This is a genomic window from Pseudomonas khavaziana (genome assembly GCF_019145205.1).
Classification (GTDB): domain Bacteria; phylum Pseudomonadota; class Gammaproteobacteria; order Pseudomonadales; family Pseudomonadaceae; genus Aquipseudomonas; species Aquipseudomonas khavaziana.
In genome coordinates this window covers 13833-37670 of record NZ_JAHSTT010000010.1, presented here as the reverse complement: position 1 = coordinate 37670, position 23838 = coordinate 13833, and the positions used below count along the sequence as shown (strand labels likewise).

Annotated in this window: 22 protein-coding genes; 5 read left to right on the top strand and 17 right to left on the bottom strand. The window is 61.0% G+C overall.

All coding sequences use genetic code 11. From position 1 onward, the window contains the following. Positions 1–82: 82 nt before the first annotated feature. The 4 genes from KVH01_RS21805 to KVH01_RS21790 form a co-directional block, all read right to left on the bottom strand. Positions 83–1534, bottom strand: a complete 1452-nt coding sequence (locus KVH01_RS21805) for an efflux transporter outer membrane subunit (RefSeq protein ID WP_217882863.1) — start codon at positions 1532–1534, stop codon at positions 83–85. Then, positions 1531–4707 (bottom strand): efflux RND transporter permease subunit, encoded by a 3177-nt coding sequence (locus KVH01_RS21800; RefSeq protein ID WP_217882862.1) that lies wholly within the window; start codon positions 4705–4707, stop codon positions 1531–1533. The genes KVH01_RS21805 and KVH01_RS21800 overlap by 4 nt, the downstream gene beginning before the upstream one ends. Then, on the bottom strand, positions 4704–5870 hold the full coding sequence (locus KVH01_RS21795) for an efflux RND transporter periplasmic adaptor subunit (protein WP_217882861.1): 1167 nt from the start codon (positions 5868–5870) through the stop codon (positions 4704–4706). The genes KVH01_RS21800 and KVH01_RS21795 overlap by 4 nt, the downstream gene beginning before the upstream one ends. 807 nt (positions 5871–6677) lie before the next feature. Further along, positions 6678–7115 carry a DUF3995 domain-containing protein gene (locus tag KVH01_RS21790; RefSeq protein ID WP_043050587.1) on the bottom strand — a complete coding sequence of 146 codons (438 nt, stop codon included), beginning with the start codon at positions 7113–7115 and terminating at the stop codon, positions 6678–6680. 93 nt (positions 7116–7208) lie between these two features. On the opposite strand from KVH01_RS21790, the gene KVH01_RS21785 reads away from it, so the two are divergent. Continuing rightward, positions 7209–7598: a DUF2946 domain-containing protein gene (locus KVH01_RS21785; protein ID WP_043050586.1), complete on the top strand. Its 390-nt coding sequence runs from the start codon at positions 7209–7211 to the stop codon at positions 7596–7598. A gap of 95 nt (positions 7599–7693) precedes the next feature. Next, complete coding sequence (locus KVH01_RS21780) at positions 7694–9820, top strand: TonB-dependent receptor (RefSeq protein ID WP_217882860.1); 2127 nt, start codon at positions 7694–7696, stop codon at positions 9818–9820. 121 nt (positions 9821–9941) lie between these two features. Here the strand turns inward: KVH01_RS21780 and KVH01_RS21775 are convergent, their stop codons facing one another. Further along, entirely contained in the window at positions 9942–10949 is a 1008-nt protein-coding gene (locus tag KVH01_RS21775) for an ABC transporter substrate-binding protein (protein WP_217882859.1), read from the bottom strand. 130 nt (positions 10950–11079) lie between these two features. Then, a complete protein-coding gene (locus KVH01_RS21770; RefSeq protein WP_043050583.1) occupies positions 11080–11529 on the bottom strand; it encodes a hypothetical protein in 450 nt (149 codons plus the stop codon). Between the two features lie 389 nt (positions 11530–11918). On the opposite strand from KVH01_RS21770, the gene KVH01_RS21765 reads away from it, so the two are divergent. The 3 genes from KVH01_RS21765 (at position 11919) to KVH01_RS21755 (ending at position 12847) form a co-directional block, all read left to right on the top strand. Further along, positions 11919–12194, top strand: a complete 276-nt coding sequence (locus KVH01_RS21765) for a hypothetical protein (RefSeq protein ID WP_225924315.1) — start codon at positions 11919–11921, stop codon at positions 12192–12194. A 110-nt stretch (positions 12195–12304) separates the two neighbouring features. Next, positions 12305–12535: a hypothetical protein gene (locus KVH01_RS21760; protein WP_034120023.1), complete on the top strand. Its 231-nt coding sequence runs from the start codon at positions 12305–12307 to the stop codon at positions 12533–12535. Positions 12536–12604: 69 nt separating this feature from the next. Further along, on the top strand, positions 12605–12847 hold the full coding sequence (locus tag KVH01_RS21755) for a DUF2789 domain-containing protein (protein WP_034120024.1): 243 nt from the start codon (positions 12605–12607) through the stop codon (positions 12845–12847). Between the two features lies 1 nt (position 12848). On the opposite strand, the gene KVH01_RS21750 is transcribed toward KVH01_RS21755, so the two are convergent. The 11 genes from KVH01_RS21750 to iolB form a co-directional block, all read right to left on the bottom strand. Beyond that, the gene (locus KVH01_RS21750) at positions 12849–13052 is read right to left on the bottom strand and encodes a hypothetical protein (RefSeq protein ID WP_034120025.1); all 204 of its coding nucleotides are present in this window, start codon (positions 13050–13052) and stop codon (positions 12849–12851) included. Between the two features lie 199 nt (positions 13053–13251). Beyond that, complete coding sequence (locus tag KVH01_RS21745; protein WP_003191666.1) at positions 13252–13656, bottom strand: TraR/DksA family transcriptional regulator; 405 nt, start codon at positions 13654–13656, stop codon at positions 13252–13254. Positions 13657–14079: 423 nt separating this feature from the next. Then, the gene (locus KVH01_RS21740) at positions 14080–15102 is read right to left on the bottom strand and encodes an ABC transporter permease (protein ID WP_003191668.1); all 1023 of its coding nucleotides are present in this window, start codon (positions 15100–15102) and stop codon (positions 14080–14082) included. A 26-nt stretch (positions 15103–15128) separates the two neighbouring features. Next, entirely contained in the window at positions 15129–16682 is a 1554-nt protein-coding gene (locus tag KVH01_RS21735) for a sugar ABC transporter ATP-binding protein (RefSeq protein WP_217882858.1), read from the bottom strand. 65 nt (positions 16683–16747) lie between these two features. Continuing rightward, positions 16748–17683, bottom strand: a complete 936-nt coding sequence (locus KVH01_RS21730; protein WP_217882857.1) for a sugar ABC transporter substrate-binding protein — start codon at positions 17681–17683, stop codon at positions 16748–16750. A 49-nt stretch (positions 17684–17732) separates the two neighbouring features. Next, positions 17733–17909 (bottom strand): hypothetical protein, encoded by a 177-nt coding sequence (locus tag KVH01_RS21725; RefSeq protein ID WP_217882856.1) that lies wholly within the window; start codon positions 17907–17909, stop codon positions 17733–17735. Between the two features lie 128 nt (positions 17910–18037). Then, positions 18038–19066: a Gfo/Idh/MocA family protein gene (locus KVH01_RS21720; protein WP_217882855.1), complete on the bottom strand. Its 1029-nt coding sequence runs from the start codon at positions 19064–19066 to the stop codon at positions 18038–18040. Between the two features lie 155 nt (positions 19067–19221). Then, positions 19222–20247, bottom strand: a complete 1026-nt coding sequence (locus KVH01_RS21715) for a Gfo/Idh/MocA family protein (protein WP_217882854.1) — start codon at positions 20245–20247, stop codon at positions 19222–19224. A gap of 19 nt (positions 20248–20266) precedes the next feature. After that, positions 20267–22198: a 3D-(3,5/4)-trihydroxycyclohexane-1,2-dione acylhydrolase (decyclizing) gene (gene iolD, locus KVH01_RS21710; RefSeq protein ID WP_043050577.1), complete on the bottom strand. Its 1932-nt coding sequence runs from the start codon at positions 22196–22198 to the stop codon at positions 20267–20269. A gap of 10 nt (positions 22199–22208) precedes the next feature. Then, positions 22209–23024 carry a TIM barrel protein gene (locus KVH01_RS21705; protein WP_043050576.1) on the bottom strand — a complete coding sequence of 272 codons (816 nt, stop codon included), beginning with the start codon at positions 23022–23024 and terminating at the stop codon, positions 22209–22211. 25 nt (positions 23025–23049) lie between these two features. Further along, on the bottom strand, positions 23050–23838 hold the full coding sequence (gene iolB / locus KVH01_RS21700; protein WP_217882853.1) for a 5-deoxy-glucuronate isomerase: 789 nt from the start codon (positions 23836–23838) through the stop codon (positions 23050–23052).

Below are 23838 nucleotides of genomic sequence, written 5' to 3'. Positions count from 1 at the left end.
ATGTACTGACTGACCCGCCGCCATCGGGAGCAAGCCCCCTCCCACATTTGCACTGCAGTGCTGTGTTTTTGCTCGGCTGTGGCTAACGCAGCGCCGCAGCCCCACTGCAAGCCTGCCCCGCCTGTTCACAAATCTGCCAGCCACCGCCCAGCGCTTTGTAGATCCCGACCACCGCCAAGCGCTGCTGGGTGCGCGCCGCCGTTAACGCACGGCGGCTGGTGAAGTCGGCACGTTCGGCCTCAAGCACATCCAGATACATGCCCTCGCCTTCGGCAAATCGCGTGCGCGCGAACCTGGCCGCCTCGCGGTTGGCCGCGGCCTCCAGCAGCCGCAAGCCCAGGGTGCTGCCTGCGGCACTGTTGGCCTGGAACGCATCGTCGGTTTCCTGCAGGGCACGCAATACGGTCTGGTCGTAGGCAATCAACGCCGCCTGGGTACGCGCCTCGCTGGCGGCGATCCGCGCACGCACACGCCCGGTGTCCAGCAGCGACCAGCGAATCACCGGGGCGATAAAGTTCGACTGCATGCCTGCATCGCCGAGGGAGCCGAGGCTTCCGGCCAGTAGCCCGATGGAGCCCTGCACCTGGATATCCGGATACAGACCGGCGGTTTCCACGCCTATTTGCGCGGTCTCAGCCGCCAGGGTGCGTTCGGCCGCGGCAATATCGGCGCGCCGGGCCATCAAGCCGGCCGGGTCACCGACTTGCAGGGTGCGCAGGCTCAAAGACTCACGACCGGGCCTGGCCTGCGGTGGCTTGAACCCTTGCGGCACCTGCCCCAGCAGCACCGCCAACGCGTTAGTGGAGGTTGCGCGACGCCGCTCAAGGTCGGGCGCTACCGCTTCGACATTGCGCAGCAAAGCCTCGGCACGTAACCGGTCGAACTCGGTGGCAGCGCCGACACTGAGCAGATGCTGCACCAGGCCCAGGCTGTCGCGCTGGCTCTGGCTGATGTCAGCGACCACCGCTTGTTCGGCTTCGATTCCTTGCAGTTCGAACCAGGTGGCGGCAACGGTGGCCGCGACGCTCGCCTGCACACTGCGCAGCAGCGCCTGGCGTGACCCGGCCTGGGCCTGCGCGACCTCGACCGAGCGTCGCACGCGGCCAAACAGGTCGATTTCCCAGGCCGCATCCAGGGCCGCACGGGTGGTTTCAATGGAGCGCTGCTCGCCGTATGGCGTCTCGACCTCACTGCGCCGTCGGTGCTCATAACCGAGGGCGGCACCGCCGCTGGGCAAGAACCCTTGGCGGCTTTCGCGCAGCATCGCCTTGGCTTCGTCCAGGCGCGCGGCGGCGATGCCGATATCGTGGTTGGCCGCCAACGCCTGCCGGATCAACTGGCTGAGTGCCGGCTCGTCGAACACCTGCCACCACTGCGCCTCGACCTCGGAGGTACCGAGACCGGCGACGGGCGCACCGAAGCTCGCCGGGCGCTGCGCGGCAGGCAACACAGGGGCGGAATAATCAGGCCCCACCGAGACGCAGCCGGCCATCATCAGCAACGGCAACAGAAACGCTGGATAAGACAGTCTCATGATGCACGCTCCTCCAACTGCAACTTCGGACTCGAACCCTGACGCTCCACGCGCAGCGCCAGGCTGCGCATCACCACGTAGAACACCGGGGTGAGGAACAGCCCGAACAGCGTCACCCCGAGCATGCCGGCAAACACCGCGACCCCCATGGCATGGCGCATCTCGGCCCCGGCACCGCTGGCAAATACCAGCGGCACCACACCGGCGATGAACGCCAGTGAGGTCATCAGGATCGGCCGCAAGCGCAGTTGGCAGGCGTGGATAACCGCCTCCAACGGGCTTGCGCCCTCGGCTTCGAGACTGCGGGCAAACTCGACAATCAGGATGGCGTTCTTCGCCGCCAGCCCGACCAGTACCACCAGCCCGATCTGCACGAACACGTTGTTGTCGCCATCCACCAGCCATACGCCGATGATCGCGCTGAGCAGGCACATGGGCACAATCAGCAAGACCGCCAGCGGCAGCAGCCAGCTGTTGTACTGCGCCGCGAGGATCAGATAAGCGAGCAACACACACAGCGGGAAAATAAACAGCGCCGATGACCCGGCGAGCTTTTGCTGGTAGGTCAAGTCCGTCCATTCATAGGTCACACCTTCGGGCAGCACCTCCTGCGCCAGGCGCTCCATCAGCGCCACGGCCTGGCCTGAGCTGACGCCCGGCATCGCCCCGCCGGAGATATCCGCCGAGGGGTAACCGTTGTAGTGAATCACACGATCAGGGCCGGAACCCGGGGTGACGGTGACAAACGCCGACAACGGCAGCATGTCCCCGGCCGCATTGCGCACTTGCAGGCGGCCAATGGCTTCGGCCTGCATGCGGTGGTCCGCATCGGCCTGGGCGGTGACCTTGTAGGTGCGGCCGAAACGGTTGAAGTCGTTGACATACAGCGAACCGAGGTAGACCTGCAGTGACTCGAACACATCCGCCAGCCGCACACCCTGGCTCTTGACCTGGGTGCGATCGATATCGACATTCAGCTGCGGCGCGTTGACGTCCAGGCTGGTCATCAAGCCGGCGACCTGGCCCGACTCGGTGGCTTTGGTCATCAGCACCTGGGTCTGCTGCACCAACGCCTCAAGCCCTACTCCGCCACGGTCCTCGACCTGCAGCTTGAAACCACCGGTGACGCCAAGGCCAGGCACCGGTGGCGGCGGGAACACGCCGAGGAAACCGTCGGGAATGCTCGCGAACTTGGCTTGCAGGCGCCCGGCGATGGCGACCGCGGCCATGTCCGGCGAGGTTCGCTCCTTGAACGGATCGAGCATCACGAACATCACCGCCGCATTCGGTACGTTGACGAAGCCGTTGACCGACAGTCCCGGGAACGCCACCACGCTTTCCACTCCCGGTTCGTCCAGGGCGATTTTCGACATTTGCCGCACCACCGCATCGGTACGATCCAGCGAGGCCGAGTTGGGCAATTGGGCAATGCCGACCAGGTAGTATTTGTCTTGCATCGGCACAAAACCCGCCGGCACAGCGTTGAAGCCGAACCAGGTCAGCGCGAGTAATCCGCAATAGGCAACCAGCGCCACGCCACGACGACCGACAACCTTGCGCACTGTGTTGCCGTACGCCTGCGGCGCCCGCTGGAACGGCCGGCCCAACAGCTCCAGCAGGTGCGCGGCACGACCGCGCAGGCTGCGCGGATCATGCACCACGGCGGCACCTCGTGGGCGCAGCAACAGGCCGGCCAGCGCCGGGCTGAGAGTCAACGAGTTGATCGCCGAGAGGATCGTCGAAATTGCGATGGTCAGCGCAAATTGCCGGTAGAACTCACCTTGCAATCCACTGAGGAACGCCGTGGGGATGAACACTGCAGCCAGCACCGAGGTAATCGCAATGATGGGGCCGGTGACCTCGCCCATCGCACGCCGCGCAGCTTGCGTGGGCTCCTCGCCGTTTTCGATATGCCGCTCGACGTTCTCGACCACCACGATGGCATCGTCGACCACAATGCCGATCGACAACACCAGGCCGAACAACGATAAGGTATTCAGGGAGAAGCCCATCAGGTGCATGACCGCGAAGGTGCCGATGATCGATACCGGCACGGCCATCAATGGGATCAGCGACGCGCGCCAGTTACGCAGGAACACCACCACCACGATGACCACCAGCAGGATCGCTTCCATCAGGGTGATCGCGACTGACTCCAGCGAAGCGCGCACAAACACCGTCGGGTCATAGGCAATCCGCGACTCCAGCCCTTCCGGGAAGTTGGCCTGCAGGCGCTGCATGGTATCGCGCACCGCCTGGGCCACATCGAGGGCGTTGGCCCCCGGGCTCTGGATGATCTGCAAGGCCACCGCCGGCTCGCCGTCCAACAGGCTGCGCAGCGCGTAGGCGTCGGCACCCATTTCGATACGGGCCACATCACGCAGGCGCGTAACCTGGCCGTTATCGCCGGTGCGGATGATGATGTCGCCAAATTGCTCTTCATCCGTCAGCCGCCCGAGGGTATTGACCGTGACTTGGAAGGCCGCGCTGGAATCCGGTGCCTGGCCGACGGAGCCGGCCGCCACTTGCACGTTCTGCTCGCGTACCGCGGCAATCACATCGCCGGCAGTCAAGCCACGGGCGGCGATCAGGTCCGGGTCGAGCCACAAGCGCATGCTGTATTCGCCCGCGCCCCATACCAGCACGTCGTTGATCCCCGGCAGGCGCGACAGCTCGTCACGCACCTGGAGATAGGCATAGTTGGAAATGTACAGCGGGTCATAACGTTTGTCGGGGGACAGCAGGTGAACCACCATGAGGATGTCCGGCGAGGTCTTTTGCGTGACCACGCCGAGGCGCTGCACCTCCTCGGGCAAGCGCGGCAAGGCCCGCGACACACGGTTCTGCACCTGGATCTGCGCCATATCGGCGTTGGTGCCCTGGGCGAAGGTCGCGGTCAGGATCATGCGGCCGTCGGTGGCCGACTGCGAGGTCATGTACAGCATGCCCTCGACCCCGGTGATCACCTGTTCCAATGGCGCCGCCACCGTCTCGGCGATCACCTGCGGGTTGGCCCCGGGATAGGACGCGGTGACCTGCACCGTGGGCGGCGTGACCGCGGGGTATTCGCTCAGCGGCAGATGAAAGAAGGCCACGATGCCGCCGATCATCATCAACACCGATAGGACAATGGCGAAGATCGGCCGATCAATGAAAAAGCGTGGGAAGCTCATTGCACGCCCCCCACGGTCAGCGGCGCCTCAAGCGGCTTGCCCTCGATGCTGGCGGCCAGTGGCGTCACCTGCATGCCGGGGCGCACCAGGCCCTTGACGACAATACGCTCGCCCGGTTGCAGGCCCTGTTCGATCACGCGCAGGCCGTCGGCCACGGGGCCCAGTTCGACCGGGCGGTATTCGGTCTTGTCGCCCTCACCGACCACCAGCACATAGCGGCGGCCCTGGTCGGTGCCGATGGAATGGTCGGCGATCAACACGCGCGGTTGGGCGGTGCCGGTGTCCAGCTTGACCTTGGCAAACAGCCCGGGAGTCAGGCGCCCATCCGGGTTGTCAACCACCGCACGCACGCGCACGGTGCCGGTCTTGCGGTCGGCCGCATTGGCCAGGAAGTCCACCCGCCCGGCCCGTGCATAGGTCGTATCGTTGAGCATGGCCACCCTGACCTTGGCGGCTTTTTCGCCCTTGGACCCGGCATGGTCCCGCGTCGCGGCAAGCGAATGCAGATACGTGCGCTCGTCGACATCGAAATACACATGCAACGGGTCAATGGAGACGATAGTCGTCAACGCCGTCACCCCTTGCGTCACGTAGTTGCCTTCGGTAACGAGGGCACGGTCGATACGGCCGCTGATGGGCGCGGCGACACGGGTATAGCTCAGGTCCAGTTGTGCCGCATCCAGTGCTGCCCTCGCCGCTTCGACCTGGGCCCTGCCTGCATTCAACGCAGCAATGGCGGTATCAAGACGATCACGCGCCACCACCTTCTTGGCGAACAGTTGCTCGGCTCGCCCATGCTCGGCCTGGGCCAGCACCGCATTGGCCTCGGCCTCGCGCAAACGTGCCTTGGCCGCATTCAACGCCGCCTGGAACACCCGCGGGTCAATCACAAACAATGGGCTGCCCTTGGTCACGAACTGGCCCTCGGGCACGCTGACACTTTGCAGATAGCCGCTGACACGCGGGCGCAGTTCCACCTGATCAATGGCGGTCAACGAACCGGTGTATTCGACAAACGGTGTCACCGCTCGCGCAACCACCTCGGCCACCGGCACACTGGGCGGCTTGGCGGCCGCAGCCGGCGGCGCGTTGTCTGTGCATCCGCCCAGCGTCAACACCACGGCCATTGCCCCGGTGATCAGGCTTATTGGTTTGGCGTACATCGTTCACCCTCCTTGGAATTTTCAAGACAAATCGACACTGAAGGTTTTTATCGGGCTTGCCACATTGGGAAGGTCAAGCGCTATAAAACCGACAGGTGTGTTTTTGTCTGGAGGGTGTTTGGAGCGTGGGCTGGGTGTGCAGTTTGGGAGATCTCGGCCTTTAGGCGCTTTGTTGTGGAAGGAGGCGGTGCGACGATTCGACTTGCCCTCGATGAGCATGGGTATCTACACAACTCTGACGTGCGACCGTCAGTAACCACGATGCGAAGCGAGCCGCTCTTGATCTTGCTCTGCTTTTGATCTCAGGCGCCCCGTCAAACCACGCTGGCCGGAATTCGACAGGGATTTGGGGGGTAAACCGGCAGGGATGCCGGTTTAGCCGCCCCGCGCCATGGATGGCGCGTGGCGGCGGCCCCCCAAATCCATGGCGGATTACGGGCACACCGAGCCTGGGCGAGGTGCCGAGTGGTGGGGCAAGAGCGTTTTGGTTACTTTTGCCTGGGCCGGCATTCCGGCTTTTCAAAAGTGACCCGCCGTAAGGGCGGAACCAATGGCGGCCGTCACCCAAACAATGGACATGTACTCGATCCAACCGAACATCCTGGTCGGCTGTGAGGCCGCCATCGGGAGCAAGCCCCCTCCCACATTTGGACCGAGACCGTCAGTTAGATACTGGTCGGCTGTGAGGCCGCCATCGGGGCAAGCCCCCTCCCACATGGGCCGGCGGCGTACCAGAAGTTGTGTAGATACCCATGCTCAGCGGGGGCAAGTCGAATCGTCGCACCACCGACATTGGAGCTGAGACGATCAGGTCCAGGCCACCACCAACAACCCGGCACCCAACACCAGGCACAGCGGCGAGTAGACGTACGTATCCAGGCGCGCAAACCGGGAGCCGCCGACCTTCTTGAAAAAACCCACCAGCTCCGAATCCCCTATCGCCCGGGCAAAGAACAGCACCGCAATCGCACTGATGCCCCACTGCAACGCCCCATGGGACACCGGCGTGAAATACAACCCGGCGCGCAGGCAAACGAGCAAGGCAATTGCCACCAACCCCATAGCGACCAGAAAGGTGCCCAGCGCCGAGGGCTTGAACGCCGGTCGCGGCCCGCTGGCAAATTCGCCGGGCAGTTGCGGAATCGCCGCCAGGCTGCCGAATTTGCCGCCAGCGGCCCAGTAAAGATGCAGCATGCTGATAAAGGTAAAAACCCCGACAATCCATCGCGCAATGACAAAACTCATGGCGGACGCTCCCGAAAAATGTGGGAATCAGGATAGTCGCCCTGAGATTTTTTGCAGGCATTTCGTCGGTAGCTGATGGTAAAGTGCCGCCCCATGAAACTCGCCCGTGCCGACCGCTCGCTCATTGCCTGGATGCTTTACTGCTGCGTCCTGTTCAATGTGTTCGCCTGCAGTATTGGCCATGGGCAGATGGTGGGCATGCAGCTCAACGGCATCAGCGGCCAGTTCTGCACCGTGGATCCGCGTACCCAGGCGCCCCTGCAAAACAATTCTACGGATGAGAACCTGCCAACGCTGTCGAAGGCGTTCGGTTGCCCGTTGTGTTCGACCGGCGGCATGGGCCCCGCGCTCAACAGCCACCTGAACGTGACGGTTTTGCCACAACCCCACGCGCCGCCTGCGGCGGTCGTGCTCGCCGCTGACATTCCTGCCCGCTTCACCTGGCCCACCGCTAACCCGCGCGCGCCACCTGCCCTCGCCTGATCCCTGCGCTTTCTGATCTGCATTGCCGACCGTTTCCGTGAGGAAGAACGGGCGGCCGTGCGTGTGTTTTCAAGCCAAGTTTTCAGGATTCAACCATGAAACATCTACCCCTGCTGGCAGGCCTGTTCGGCTGCCTGCCTGTCTGCGCCCCGGCCCTTGAGCTGGCACCGACCACCATTGAAGGCGAGCAAAGCGTTGAGCCCGGGCTGGCCCTGGACCAATCCAGCGGTATGGCCTCGCGGCTGGGACTGAGCGTGCGGGAAACCCCGGCCTCGGTGGCCATCGCTAATCGCAACGATATCGAGCGCCATGGCGCCAAGACCTTCCGCGATGCGGCCAATACCCTGCCCGGCGTCAATGCCAGCGCGCCGCCCGGGTTTGGCGGGTTTGTCTCGTACCGAGGGTTTACCAGCAGCCAGATTACCCAGATGTTCAACGGTATCAATGTCGCCACGGGCCTGGCGCGGCCAGTGGATGCGTGGATCTATGACCGTGTCGAGCTGGTGGGTGGACCTTCCTCCTTGATCAACGGCGCAGGCTCCGTGGGCGGCTCGCTGAACTACGTGACCAAGCTGGCGAGCCGTGAGGAACAGGCTGTCGAAGGCCAGTTGACCTATGGCAGCTACGACACCGCGGGCATGGCGTTCGGCCTCAACCATGCGCTGACCGATCCTGGTGCCGAGGTGCAGCACTACGCACGCCTGGACGTGAGCCGCAACACCAACCACAGCTATATCGACCGCGATCAACGAGATGCCTGGAGTTTGGCATTTTCGCTGCTCAGCGACTTGACCCCCGACCTGTCCCACACCCTGGCCCTGGAATATCAGGACGAGCATGAAGACAGCCCCTATTGGGGCACGCCGGTGCTCAACCCCAAGGTCGGCGAACTTAAGATCGACAAGCACAATCGCTTCAACAATTACAACGTCGCCGACGGTCGTTACGAACAGCGCACGATCTGGGCACGGTCGATCATCGACTACCGGATAAACGACAGCACCACACTGAAAAACACCCTCTATCACCTCGACAGCCAGCGCGACTACCGCAACCTGGAGACCTACCAGTACAACGCCGATAACAGCGCGGTGAACCGCTCGACCGCCTATCAGGTGCGGCATCAGGGCCAACAGAACGGCAACCAGCTCGAACTGCGTCATGACAACAGGATTTTCGGCCTCTCCACCACCTGGTCCGGCGGTTTTGAGTACAAGGTCAACAGCACCACCAACAGCCCCTTGAACGTGCCGGGAAAAAGTACCGTGGACCCGAACAACTATGACCCGGGACACTTCTATGACATCCCCGGCACCCGCCCGGGTTTCGTCAAGGACAAGACCAACCAGGTGACCACCAAGGCACTGTTCGTGGAAAACCGCCTGGGGCTGACGGATAAGCTCTCGCTGCTGACCGGCCTGCGATATGACGCCATCGACATGGACGTGACCAACCACCGCACGGTCACCGCCACTAACCCACGGCACTTCAAGCGCAGCTGGGAACCGCTGACGGGGCGTGTGGGCCTGACTTATCAATTCATCCCGTCGGCCAATGTTTACGTGCAATACAGCACCGCCGTAGAACAGCCCAATACCACTACCCAGGTGTTCGATGTGTCCACCGGCAAGCAATGGGAGATCGGCAGCAAGTTCGACTACCTGGACGGTCGCGGTTCCGCCACGGTCGCGGCCTACAAGATCGAACGCAAAGACTTTGCCGTCACCGACCCGCTGGATCCGACCAACAGCATCCCGGTGGGCGCGCAGTCGTCCAAGGGCATCGAATTGGCCAGCTCACTGCGTATCACGCCAAGGTTGCTGGCTGAAGGCAACTTCGCCTGGGTCGACGCCGAGTACGATGAATTCAATGAGAAAATGGCCAGTGGCGCAGTGGTGTCACGCAAGGGCAATACGCCGACCAACGTGCCCAGGCGCGTGGGCAACCTGTGGTTGACCTATGATTTTTCCGAGGATTGGCAAGGGGGTGTGGATGCGCGGTATGTCGCCCAGGTGTATGCGGACAATGCCAACACCCAGGCGGTACCGGCCTACACGCTGTTCGGCACCTTCCTGCGCTACAAGCTGGACGCCCACACCTCGGTGACCGGGCGCGTGCGCAACTTGACCAATGAGGTGTATGCCGAGTTTGCCCATGTATCGCCGGCGTATTACCTGGGGTCGCCGAGAACGTTTGAGGTAGCGGTGCAAACCAAGTTCTGAGCCTGAAATGCAGCCAACTGTGGGAGGGGGCTTGCTCCCGATAGCGGTGGTTCAGTCAATGCATATGCAAGCTGATACACCGCTATCGGGAGCAAGCCCCCTCCCACATCAAGACTATCGGTTACTTGAGACTCGCCTCAACCTTCTGCGCTACATCTTGCGTCAACCACGCCTTCCACACCTCAGGATGCTCCTTGAGGAACACCTGGGCCACTTCCCGTGGTGCCGTGTGGTTTTCGCTCATCTTCGCCAGGGCTTTGTTAAGCGGTTCAATGGGAAACTCGACCTTCTCGAAGAACTGGGCAATCTGCGGATGTTCCTGCTGGAACGGCGTCGATACGCCAATGCTCAATTTGGATGCCAACGAGCGCGTGGGCTTGGGATCAGGGTTGTCCGCGTCGGTCAGGGTCTTCCACGCATCGGCATCGAACGGCGGTTCTTCCAGCTGGATCAATTTATAACGCCCCATCAATGGGGTGGGTGACCAGTAATAGAACAGCACTGGCTTGCCCCGGCGGATCGAAGACGCAATTTCCGCATCCAACGCCGCGCCCGAACCGCTGCGGAAGTTCACGTAGCTATCGTCGAGGCCATAGGCCTTGAGCTTCTGCTTGTTGACCACTTCGGAGGTCCAGCCGATGGGGCTGTTAAGAAAGCGACCTTTGCCTGGTGATTCCGGATCTTTGAACACATCCTTGTAGCGCGCCAGGTCCTTGACACTTTTCAGGTCCGGAGCCAGCGGCTTGAGGTTTTTCGATGGGTCACCCTTGACCACGTACTCCGGCACCCACCAGCCCTCGGTGGCGCCTTTGACTGTATCTCCAAGGCCTACCACTTTGCCTTCGGCTTCGGCCTTGACCCACACCGGACTGCGGCCAGCCCATTCCTCGCCAATCACCTGGATATCATTCTTGGCCAGGGCGGTTTCCAGGGTGATGGTGGTACCAGGCAAAGTGTCGGTAGGCAGGTCATAACCCTTCTCGACGATAAAGCGCAGTACTTCAGTGATCAAGCTGCCGCTTTCCCAGTTCAGGTCGGCAAAATGCACCGGTGCCTGGGCAGCCGAGACCGGCAATGACAAGCTCAAGGCCGTCAAGGACGCTGCCAACAGTGATTTCAATCCCTTCATGCGTTGCACCTCGCGTCTTCACAGTCATGGCGAACGGCTTTGCCGCCAATGCGCGAAGCCTCTGAATAGTTAAGTCAACGCAACTGTAGTAGAGGTTCCGGAACAGATCGGTACACGAAGTGTTTATCGGTTATTCGCTGGCCTTGAAGGTAACCAGCTCGCCCTTGCGCCATTTGGCGGCCTTGCCGGTCACGGCTTTCAAAGTCTTGGTCAGGCCTTCCTGCAATTGTTCATGGGCGGCAAATACCAGCATCACGCTGTGGCCTTCCTTGAACACAATGCCCTGGCCCTCGGCCGACGAAACAAAGGCGTAATCACCCAACCCATACACGGTCAACTTGATATCGCGAAACTTGAGTTCGAACTTGCCACCTTCGCGGCTGGGTAACACCGCCGCACGGAAATGGTCGCCCACCTTGAGTTCCAGGCGTGGCTTGTCATCCACGACCAGCGCCGTTTCGGTATCGATCTCGGCGATATAGATACCTTCTGGGGTTTGCTCGGTGACGTAGACAAACCGCGATTGAAACTGCTTGACCAACTTTGCGCGCAAATCACCCAGCACGAATAACGCGTGCATATCCAGATTACTGACTGCCAAGGAAACGTCCCCACATCAAAAAAGCGCTGGCCGCTGAAGCGGGCAACACAAAAAACGGCCGTTACGGCACGATCACCCATTCGTTAAAAACTGAAGATAACCTACAAGGCTGGTACATACAGCCGCGGTGGACCTCAATCAAGGTCATCCGGTAGCACAGCAAATCACAGGTTTAGCGACCCGAGAATACAAGTCGAGCAACTTCAGAGAATAACCCAATCGAAAATGCAGTTTTCCGACGCCCAAAGCAAAAAAATAACCGCGCATGGAACCAGTCGCGAACTGCCGACGACAATACTAAAACAGCAACCCAGGTTAAACCACCCGAAACGCCACTGACAGGCCAACAAGATCGACAGGAGCTGAGCATGCAACGACGTCAACACGATGCTGCGTCTTTCCACAAGCGTTCATCATGGTCAGAAGAACGCCAATATTACTGCCTGCATAACCCTCAGGGGTACTCCAACTCGGTCATTTATCAAGTTGTACCGGCCGGGAAGAACTTTTTCCACATCCTTGAAGTACCCAGTGGCCGGATCAAGGGGTTTCGCACCGATCATAACAAGGCCTGCGAACTGGCCAAGACCCTGGAAGCCAAGTTGCAAGCCCTGTGTGACACACTCGTTTCGTCACCTGGATGACTTTACCGCGCCGTCGCCCTTCAACAACTGCCATACTGGCCCGTCCATTGAAGTTTGCCCCCTGCGGGTCAGGTTTCATCAGTGCAGTTACCTTGAAGGGAAGGCTATACGTGACGGAATTTGATATTGGCGAATTTTTTATCCATGGCGATGCCAGGGAAGTAGACGGAGAGTTTCAAGCAGTTATCGTAATGCGTGCCAAACCACCCTTGACCACCGTCACTACGCATCAGGTAGAGAAGGACCGCTGGTTCAAAACCGTGGACGCCGCCGCCAGCGCCGCGAAGGATGCCGCCAAGGCGCTCAAGGCAGCCGTGGATTCAGGGGCGCTCACCTCCTGACAATCTGATAGAACTCTGCCGCGCCCCAAGCCTCCCATGCATACACACCTGAACTGCATGGAGTACGACATGGACACCACCACCCCCACGCTCGAAACCTTGTTCGATCAACTGGGCCTGGACTCGAGCCAGGAAGCCATCGAGCGCTTTACCGCCGAGCATCGCCTGCCGGATGATGTCAAACTCATCGACGCGCCGTTCTGGAGCGAACAACAGGCGAGTTTCCTCAAGGAACAATTGCATGTAGATGCCGAATGGGCGCCTGCGGTGGACGACCTCAACGCACTGTTGCACGAATCGCCCAAGGAATAATTCAATGCAGGCTGTCTGACTGTTCCATGCGCAACAGCGCTTGCCATGCAGTCCTGCACTCCTCGGCCTCATCGCGGCTGGCGAAGGCGGTACCGCGCTGCTCACCATTGAGCAATACCACCCAGCAAGCTCTCTGGCCCAGAGCACGCAAGGTCTCAGGTACGCCACTGCCGATCATCACGGCCACATCGACTTTGTTTTGCATGGAGCTTCTCCGCAGCATTAGTTAGCTTGCTAACAATGTTGGCCATGCTACGGTTTTATTCCAGTTGGAAAAAGCTATCTTCGGAATAGCTTCATTGCATAAACAGCAACAATCTACGCGCTGGACGCGGCCGGATGCTCTCGCGATGCTGTTGCAGGCGGGGCGGCCGGCTCACTGGCAGGCGCCCCCCTCACCCGTGTCAGGCTTGACGCTGGTGCTTGTCGATCTGCTCGTGGCGCTCTTGCGCTTCGATGCAGTACTTGGTGGTAGGGCTGATCAGCAGACGCTTGAGGCCGATAGGCTCGCCGCTGTCATCGCACCAGCCAAAGGAATCTTCCTTGATACGCTCCAAGGCGCGCTCAAGCTGCGGCAGCATGCGCTGGTCGCGATCGATGGCATTTACCAGCCAGGTGCGCTCTTCTTCCACGGAAGCGGCGTCAGCCGGGTCGGCCGGGGTGTCCAGGCTTTCAATGGCGATGCGGTTCTGTTCAATGCGCTCGTGGTGTTCCACTTTCATGTCTTGCAGCAACTTCTCGAAAAAAGCGTGCTGTTCGGCATTCATGTAGTCATCCGCCGGCATGGCCAGCAACTTTTCCTTTGTCATTGATTTCTCTATAAAAAATACGTGCATTAAGGCGAATAAGGGAGCGTTCCGGCAGGCCTCTGCAGGTCTCGGAAGGGCGCCGTCCATTTCAAGCGCCACCCGGCACTCAATTTACGAGGGGCGGCAGTCTAAGGCCGACTTGAGGGCGCAGCAACTGAAAAGACAGGCATTTTTTCCCAATTAACCCCCAAAGGCACCAGGACGGGCTTGGCGAACGGTCATCGGAGTGCGTTTATAGCAAGAAATTCAAGTTTGTGGAGCTATATAGAAGACAAACGGTTGAAAGTGGCTGCTCCCGGACTAAATGTGGGAGGGGGCTTGCTCCCGATAGCGGAGTATCAGCTTGCATATGCATTGACTGAACCCGCGCTATCGGGAGCAAGCCCCCTCCCACATTTGATCTGATTCGTCCCTTGGATTCACTCAGCGCTTGAGCTTGCGCTTGTTGCGGTACTGGTCGATCACCACCGCCACCACGATGATCAGGCCCTTGATGATGTCCTGGATATACGCATCCACGCCGACGAAGGTAAATCCACTGGCCATCACGCCGAGGATCAGCGCGCCGATCACGGTGCCGGTGATGCGCCCGACCCCGCCCGCCAGGCTGGTGCCGCCGATCACCGCTGCGGCGATCGCATCCAGCTCATAGGACATGCCCATGCCCGCCTGGCCGGTAGCCGCACGTGCCGAAGCCACCACGCCGGCCAGGCCCGCCAGCAGGCCCGCGATGCTGTAGACGATGATCAAGTGGCGCTTGACGTTGATCCCTGAGGTGCGTGCCGCCTGCATGTTGCCGCCGATGGCGTAGGTGTACTTGCCGTACTTGGTGTAGCGCAGGGCGATATGGAAGATCACTGCCACCACCAGGAAGATAATCACCGGCATCGCGCCATGGCCGATAGCAGTGTAGGAATCCGAGAGCATGCTCACCGGCTGGCCTTCGGTGTAATAACGCGCCAGGCCACGGGCCGAGACCATCATGCCCAGGGTTGCGATAAACGGCGGGATGCCGGTAACCGCGATGATGCTGCCGTTGATTGCCCCGGCCAGCAGCCCCACGCCCAAGCCCATCGCCACCGGGATCCACACCGGCAAATCGGTGAGGGACGGAAACACCGCCCGGGAAAAATCGGAGGTCTGCGCCAGGCTCGCGGCGATCATTGCTGACAAGGCCAGTACCGAGCCGGAAGACAGGTCGATCCCCGTGGTGATGATCACCTGGGTCACACCGATGGCCAGCAGGCCGATGATCGACACTTGCAGGATCATCAGCACCAGGCGCTGGGAGTTCATCAAGAAGCTCTGGTCGCGCACGATCCAGCCAAACAGTTCAAACACCAGGCCGATGCCGATCAGCACCAGGAAGATGCTCAGCTCGGTAGGCATGCGTCGACGGTTCTTGACCGGTGCCGTCGCCGGCTTGTTGTCTGTTATTGCGTTCATAACCCATCACCTTCTTATTCTGTAGATCAGTGGACCGCGGTCATACCGGAAGCCAGCTGCATGACTTTTTCCTGGGTGGCCTCAGCGCGATCCAGGGTGCCCATCAGCTCGCCTTCGTGCATCACCATCACCCGGTCACTCATGCCGAGTACTTCGGGCAGTTCGGAGGAAATCATGATCACCGCCATACCTTCGCTGGCGAGGAAAGCGATCAAGCGATAGATCTCGGCCTTGGCGCCCACATCGATGCCGCGGGTCGGCTCATCGAGGATCAGCAGACGTGGGTTGGTCATCAGCCAGCGCGCCAGCAAGGCCTTTTGCTGGTTGCCGCCGGACAAGGTGTCGATGCATTGCTCCAGGGACGGGGTTTTCACCCGCAGCTTCTTGCACATGTCTTCACACAACACACGCAGGGCTTTCTGCTGGATGAAGCCGTTGCCCGAATAGTGCGGCAACACCGCCATTTCCATGTTCTCCAGTACCGACAGGCACGGGAACAGGCCACTGAGCTTGCGGTCCTCGGTCAACAGCGCAAAGCCTTTCTCGATGGCCATGTGCGGGTCGGTAATACGCACCGCCTGGCCGTCAAGGGTGATTTGCCCACTGGTGCTTGGGGTGATGCCAAAAATGGTTTCTGCCACATTGGTGCGTCCGGAGCCCATCAGCCCGGCGATGCCGAGGATTTCCCCGGCGTGCAGGTCGAACGATACATCCTTGAACACGCCGTCCAGGCTCAGGTCGCGCACCGACAGCAGCAGCTCACCAATGGGCGTCTCGCGCACCGGGAACAACTGGCTCAACTCACGCCCTACCATCATTGAGATCAGGCTGTCGCTGTTCATGCTGTCGGCACGTTGCAAGCCGATGTACTGGCCGTCGCGAAACACCGCCACTTCATCGGCGATGGCGAACACTTCGTTCATCTTGTGCGTGATATAGACGATGCCTTTGCCCTGGGACTTGAGGTCGGCAATGATCGAAAACAGGTGGGCCACCTCTTTGTCGGTGATCGCCGAGGTGGGCTCATCCATGATCAGGATGTCGGAGTCATAGGACACTGCCTTGGCAATCTCGACCATCTGCCGCTCGGCGATGCTCAAGTTGCCGACCTGTTCTTCCGGGTCGAGGTTGATGCGCAGGCGCGCCAGCAACTCGGCGGTGCAGCGGTGCATTTCGCGGTGGTTGACCATGTGCAGGCTGTTGAGCTGCTCGCGGCCGATCCAGATGTTCTCGGCGATGCTCATGTGCGGCATCAGGTTGAGTTCCTGGTGGATCATCGCGATCCCGGCCTTCTGTGCCGCCAGCGGTGTTTCAAACACGATGGGCTTGCCGCGCAGGCGGATTTCCCCAGCGTCGGGCTGATAGATACCGGCGATGATTTTCATCAAGGTCGACTTGCCCGCGCCATTCTCGCCCATCAGCGCCAGCACCGTGCCAGGACGCACACGCAGTTGTACGTCGGCCAGGGCCACGACGCCGGGAAAGCCTTTGCTGATGTTGACGATTTCCAACAGGTAGGGTTCGTCCAGCGGCAACGGCTGGATACCGGGAGGCTGCGAAACAGCGGCATGAGCGAGCATAAGGCGGTACTCCATCAGCAGGGCGGGCACGACCGCCCTGCCGGTTCATTGTTGTGATGTCAGGGCTACTTGAACTGGGCGACGTTGTCCGGAGTAATCAGCTGGAACGGAATGATCACGTTCTGCTCGACCGGCTCGTTCCTGGCCATCTTGCGCGCCGCCTCCACCGAACCCACGGCCTGACCCTTGGCGTCCTGGAACGCGGAAGCGGCCATGTCGCCCTTGGTGATTGCATTCAAGCCGTCCGGCGTACCGTCGACACCCGCGATCAGCACGCTGCCCTTTTCCTTGCCGGCCGATCTCAGCGCCATGGATGCGCCAATGGCCATCTCATCGTTGTTGGCCAGCACTGCATTGAACTCGCGGCCCTGGGTCAGCCAGTCGTTGACCAGGGTCATGCCCTTGTCCCGCAGCCAGATACCGGTCTGTTCCTGTTCGATCTTGATGTCCGGGTACTTGGCGAGTACTTCCTTCACACCCTTGGTGCGGTTGGTGGTGGAGTTGTTCGCCAGGTCGCCGAGCAGGATCACGATCTTGCCCTTGCCACCGAGTTTCTCGGCGATGTACTGCATTTGCAGGCGACCGGCCTCAACGTCATCGGACGTCACCGCCACCACGTCCTTGGGCAGGTCTTTCTGGTCGGGCCGGCGGTTGACGAACACCAGCGGAATGCCCGCCTTGGTCGCGGCATTGATGATGTTCTTGGTCGAGGCGGTATCGACCGGGTTGACGATAATGGCGTCGACTTTCTGGCTGATGAAGTTCTCGACCTGGCTCAGTTGCTTGACCACATCGGCACGGGCATCTTCAAACTGCAGTTGTACACCATCGCCCTTGGGGTAGGACTTGGCTTGCTTGTCCATGTCTTCGCGCAGGTAGGTAAGGAAGGTGTCATCGAACGCGGACATCGTGACGCCCACCTTGAGATCGGCGGCGCCGGCAACACCACTGGCCAGCAGCATGGACAGGGCCAGCGCGGTAAAACGGATCGGGGTCTTCATGAACGGTCTGTCTCCACTTTTTTGTTGGTTTTTTTGGACGTTGCGTTGATCAGGCCTCGGCCGGCACTCGCACCACCGGCGCGCCCGGAATGCAGCAGAGCAGCGCGCCCTGGTTTTCGACGCACAGCACATTGAGGAAGGAGAAGTAGAACGGCCGGGCGCGGGGCAGGCCGCGAGGCGTTTGGGCGGGGCGTAAAACTCGCAGTACAGCGTTGACGATTTTCATCTGACGGTACCTGGTTGTTTTTGATCTTGTTTTTGTTGAGTCGCCCCAAATGTGTGCGGGACGGACTTTATGCAACCTGGAAAAGACTTTATTGGAAAATAATTTCCATATCAACCTGTTTTAGAATTTTATTCTATTTTTGTCGAAACCACCTGCTGGCGCTCGGCACTCAGGCGCGCGGCGTCCAATATACGGGTGGTTTCCAGCGCATCATAGGCGCTTACCGGCAGCGGCCCCTGGTCCTGCACGGCCGCTTGCAACTGCCGATAGAACTGGGTCCAGCAGCCCTTCTCCGACGGCACCCGCTCACGTTCCGGCCCCTGTTCGAACCAGCCCCAGCGTCGATGTTCCTCGGCCCCCCAATGCTCGCCTTCGGTCTTCGGCGATTTACCGGCCATCAACGCGTCTTCCTGGCCGTCCAAGCCTTCGACGGTGTAGCAACCCAAGCTGCCACTGACCCGAAAGCGTGGTGCCTGGCTGTTCTGCAAGGCGTTGCCCCATAGGTGTGAAATCACACCGCTGGCGTGGGTCAGGGAAACAAAAAAACCGTAATCCACGCTGGGGTGTTCAGGGGTGTAGTGCAGTTGGGCGAACACTCGATCCACCGGGCCGAACAGTTGCAGCGCCTGGTCCACCAGATGGCTGCCCAGGTCACGCAGCCATCCGCCGCCACTGGCATTGCCCACAGCATCCGGGCTGTAGCGCTCCACGCGGGATTCAAACCGGGTGATGCTGCCCAGGGCGCCGGCGTCGATAAGTTTGCGCAGGGTCAGGTAATCCGAGTCCCAGCGCCGGTTCTGGTAGACGCTGAGCAGCGAGCCCTGGCGCTCGGCGGCGGTGATCAAGGCTTGGGCTTGTTCGGCGTTGGCGGCAAAGGGTTTATCGCTGACCACGGTTACGCCGTGTTCGATGGCTTCCAGGACCAGTGCAGGGCGGCCTTTAAGGGTGGTGGAGATGACCAGGGCGTCGACGCCGGCCTCGACGATCTGGCCGATGGAGTCGAAGGCCTTCACGCCTGGAAGGTCGGTACTTAATTGCTGGCGGCGTTCGGCTGAGCGTGTGACGACGCCTACAAACGTCGCGCCTTGCAACGTTGCAATCAGCGGCGCATGAAAGAAGCGCCCTCCGTGGCCGTAGCCGACTAGTCCAATTCGCATGCATACACTCCTGACTTGAAGTGAAAACCAATCCAAATGTGGGAGGGGGCTTGCTCCCGATAGCGGTAGATCAGATACATACTGGGTGACTGACCCACCGCTATCGGGAGCAAGCCCCCTCCCACATTGACCAGGTTCCACCTGTGAGATTGGGATCAGCTGTAGAAGTGTGGGCGATCCGGCAAGCTGACTTTCACAATCTGCCCGCTGCCCTGGGCTTCAATGCAGGCATCCGCCGCCACCGCCGCCGCATACCCATCCCAGGCCGACGGCCCACCTAGCTTTCCAGCGCGCACGCTGTCTATGAACGCCTGCAACTCCACGTCATAGGCGCCGATAAAGCGGTCCTTCCAGTCCATCAGGATCGCGTTGGACAGCTTCGCACCACTGCGCAGTTGCACCTGGGACGGCTCCGGCAGCTTGGCGATACCGGTCTCCCCCACCACTTCGCACTGGATGTCGTAGCCATATTGGCAGTTCACAAACACTTCCACGTCGATACGCGTGCCCTTGGCGGTTTCCAGCAGTACGATCTGCGGGTCGCGCAGGTGGGCCATGGCCTTGCTGGTCTTGCGCGGGAACACTACCTGCACGGAAACGTAGTCGTCGTCGAGCAGCCAGCGCAACACATCCAGCTCATGAATCAGGGTGTCGGTGATCGCCATGCCGGTGTTGTAGTTCTCGCCCACCGTGGGGTTACGGTGCGCGCAGTGCAGCATCAGCGGCTCGCCGATCTGGCCGCTGTCGATCACCGCTTTCAAGGCACGATAGCCTTCGTCATACGGACGCATGAACCCCACTTGCACCAGGCGTTTGCCATGGGCGACTTCGGCTTCGACGATCTTGCGACAGCCTTCGGCAGTGACCGCCAGGGGCTTTTCACAGAACACCGGTTTGCCGGCGGCGATGGCGGCCAGTACGAAGTCTTCGTGGCTTGGGCCCCAGGACGTCACCAGTACCGCTTCGACCTGCGGCGAGCTGATCAGTGCATGGCCGTCCGGGTACACCTCTGCGTCCAGCTTCAAGTCCGCGACCACCTTGGCGGCCTGCTCAAGGTTGATGTCGGTGACCGCCACCACCTGGCTGTTGAGCAGGGTCTGGCTGCAACGACGTATATGGTCACGGCCGATGGCGCCTGTGCCGATTACACCTAACCGCAGTGAATTAGAAAGCAAAGACATGCAAACACTCCTCTTGTTATTAGTACTGCCGGGCTTTTGCCAGGTGTTCATTGAGTTTTTTCGCAGCGGCATTGGTGCGTTCGCTGGTGGACACCTGTGCCACGCCCACCCGCCACCACGACAGGTAGCCGTGAATCATGGTCTTGGGCAGCACCTTGATATCGATCAGGGTCGAGACGCTTTGCGTGCGCGCATCCGCCAGGGCCGCGTCGAGCTGCTCCACCGTGCTGACCTTGTAGGTCTTGCAGCCATAGGCCGCCGCACTCATGGCGAAGTCCACCGGCACCAGGCCACCGTCGAGCTTGCCGCTCTCGGGGTTGCGGTAGCGGAACTCGGTGCCGAAGCTGTCCATGCCATTGCCGATCTGCAGGTTGTTGATACAGCCGAAAGCCATGTTGTCGAGCAGCACCACGTTGATCTTGCGCCGCTCCTGGATCGAGGTGGCCAACTCCGAGTGCAGCATCATGTAGGAGCCATCACCGACCAGCGCATAGACCTCCTTGGTCGGCTCGGCCAGCTTCACACCAAGGGCCGCGTTGATCTCGTAGCCCATGCACGAATAGCCGTATTCGACGTGGTAGGTGTTGACGCCCTTGCTGCGCCAGGCCCGTTGCAAATCGCCGGGCAGACTGCCGGCGGCGGCGACGATGATCGCGTCGTCGGCCAGGCTCTGGTTGAGCACGCCAAGCACACGGCTTTGGGTCAGGCATGAGCCGGTCAGCTCGATAAATTCACGCAAGACTCCAGGGTCCAGGTGGTCGTTGACTTCGGGGACGAACCCATCGCCCTGGTATTCCACCTGATGCACACGGTCCACTTCGGCATCGAGTTGCGCCTTGGCGTCAGCGATTTGCTCCCCCCAGCCGGAACGGTAATCGCCCAGGGCATCAGCCAGCGCTTGAAGGGCGACCTTGGCATCCGCCAGCACTTGCACGCCGTCGAGTTTCAAGGCGTCGCACGGGCTGATATTGAGGTTGAGAAACTTCACCCCGGCGTGCTTGAACAGCGATTTGGATGAGGTGGTGAAGTCGGTATAGCGGGTGCCGATACCGATGATCAGGTCGGCTTCGGGCGCCAGCAGGTTGGCCGCCAGGCAGCCGGTTTCGCCGATGCCGCCGACGTTCAGCGGGTGGCTGGAAACCACTGCGCTCTTACCCGCCTGGGTTTCCGCGAAGGGAATCGCAAAGCGCTCGGCAAAGGCTTGCAGCGCGGCATTGGCCCCGGAGTATTTCACCCCGCCACCGCAAATGATCAGCGGCTTGCGCTTGCCGTGAAACGCGGCCAGCGCATCACCGATCATCGCCGCAGTGGCCGGGCGCCGGTCGATGCGGTGCACGCGTTTTTGCAGGAAGTAGTCGGGATAGTCCCAGGCTTCGGCCTGTACGTCCTGGGGCAAGGCCAGGGTCACCGCGCCGGTTTCCGCGGGATCTGTGAGCACGCGCATGGCCTGGATCGCGGCCGTCATCAATTGCTCGGGGCGGTTGATGCGGTCCCAGTATTTGCTCACGGAGCGAAACGCGTCGTTGGTGCTGATGCTCAGGTCGTGGAACTGCTCGATCTGCTGCAGCACCGGATCCGGCTGGCGGCTGGCGTAGACATCGCCGGGCAACAGCAACAACGGGATGCGGTTGGCCGTGGCGGTGGCTGCGGCGGTAAGCATATTCGCAGCGCCAGGCCCGACCGACGCCGTGCACGCATAGATCTTGCGTCGCAGGTGCTGCTTGGCAAAGCCGATGGCAGCATGGGCCATGCCCTGCTCGTTGCGGCCCTGGTGCACCACCAAGTCGCCGCTGTCCTGCTCCAGGGCCTGGCCGAGGCCCAATACATTGCCATGGCCGAAAATGGTGAATACGCCGGCAACAAACTTGCTCTGTACGCCGTCGACTTCGATGTATTGGTTATCCAGGAACTTCACCAGGGCCTGGGCCATGGTCAATCGTGTGGTGGTCATGACGCGCCCCTTATGGTTTTTGCAGGTGGGCGATGCTTGCCCCCAAGGCCTGCTGGATATCCGCCAACCCATGCACGCTTTCGGCAAACGGTTCGAACGACAGATAGCCGCTGTAACCGGTACTCAACAGGGTGTCGATCTGCGCCGCATTGCCGAGGATATCGCCCTCGCCTACCAGTACGCGGTGGCCGTCGCTGATCGCGTTGAGCGGCGCCTCGCGATCTTCCACCCCGGAGATATGTACCAGGCCGGTCAGTTCGGGAAAGAACTCATGCTCGCCGGCCAGGTGATGGTGGAAGGTGTCATGCACCACGCGGAACACATCCAGGCCACCGATGGACTTGATCGCCTCCACCGCCACGCGCTTGCGACGCAGGGCGGATACTTCAAAGCCCAGGGGTTCGACGAAACCGAGAATCCCGTACTCGCGCAGGATGGGCGCCAGTTCGCTCAAGGCGGTGCGCAAAGCGGCGGCGCGCTGCGCGTCGGTGCGCGTATCGCCGGGCTCATTGAACGGGCACATCACCAGACCCTGGGCACCGCATTCGCGGGCGTAGGTGGCAAGCTCCAACGCTTGGGCGCGACGCTCGTCGTTCCACACATCAAAGGGGTACAGCGCGTTGATCGACAGCACCGTAATACCCTGCGCCGCGCACAACTCACGCACGCGAGTGGCGGGCATGCCGTATTCGATTTCGCGGTTCTTGAGGTCGTTGCGGATCTCGATGGCATCACACTTGAGGGCCTTGGCCATCTGGATGAAATCCGCCAGGGCCAGGTCAGGCGCGACCATGCGGTTAAGGGCAAAACGTAGCGGCGACTTCATTGTTGTTGTTCTCCGTCCAAACCGTTTAAAGGTCCAGCAGCCAGCTGTGCTGCGGGTCGTTATGGAAATGCCAGGCGCGCTTGGGGCCGGCCATCACGTTGAGGTAATACGACTCGTAGCCGTATGGCACGCTGACCGGGTGGTAACCCTTGGGCACCACCACCAGGTCGCTGTTTTCCACGGCCATGGCCTGGTCGATGCTGCGGTCATCGGTGTACACGCGCTGGAATACAAAGCCCTGGGGCGGGTTGATCCGGTGGTAATAGGTCTCTTCCAGGAAGCTTTGGTGCGGCAGGTCGTCGGTGTCATGCTTGTGCGGCGGGTAGCTCGAGGAATGCCCCGACGGTGTGCGCACTTCCACCACCAGCAGCGAATGGGCCGGCTCGCTGTCGGGCAGGATGTCGCACACGTAGCGGGTGTTGGCGCCTTTGCCACGCACACTGCGCTTGCAGTCTTCGGGGCGAATCAGGCGCGGCTCGTAACCCTGCACACCGGGCGCGGCGCAGACTGCGATCTGCACGTCGCTCAAAGCGCTGACCCGGGCGTCGGTGCCGGGGGGCAGGTAGGCGGCGAAAGGTGACTTGTCTTCGAACACCGACTGACGATCACCGAGGTTCTGCCAATTGAAACCTTCACCTTCGATGTTTACCCGACCGCTGAGCAACACCAGGCACAACTCCTGATCGCCCGCGCTGACCGGCAGGCTTTCGCCCTGGCTCAGGCGGTAGGCGGCAAAGCCTACGTATTCCAGGCGCCCGGGCTCCAGGGCGACCATGGTTTGCCCGCGTTTGCTGCTTTTGACCAACAAGCTCAT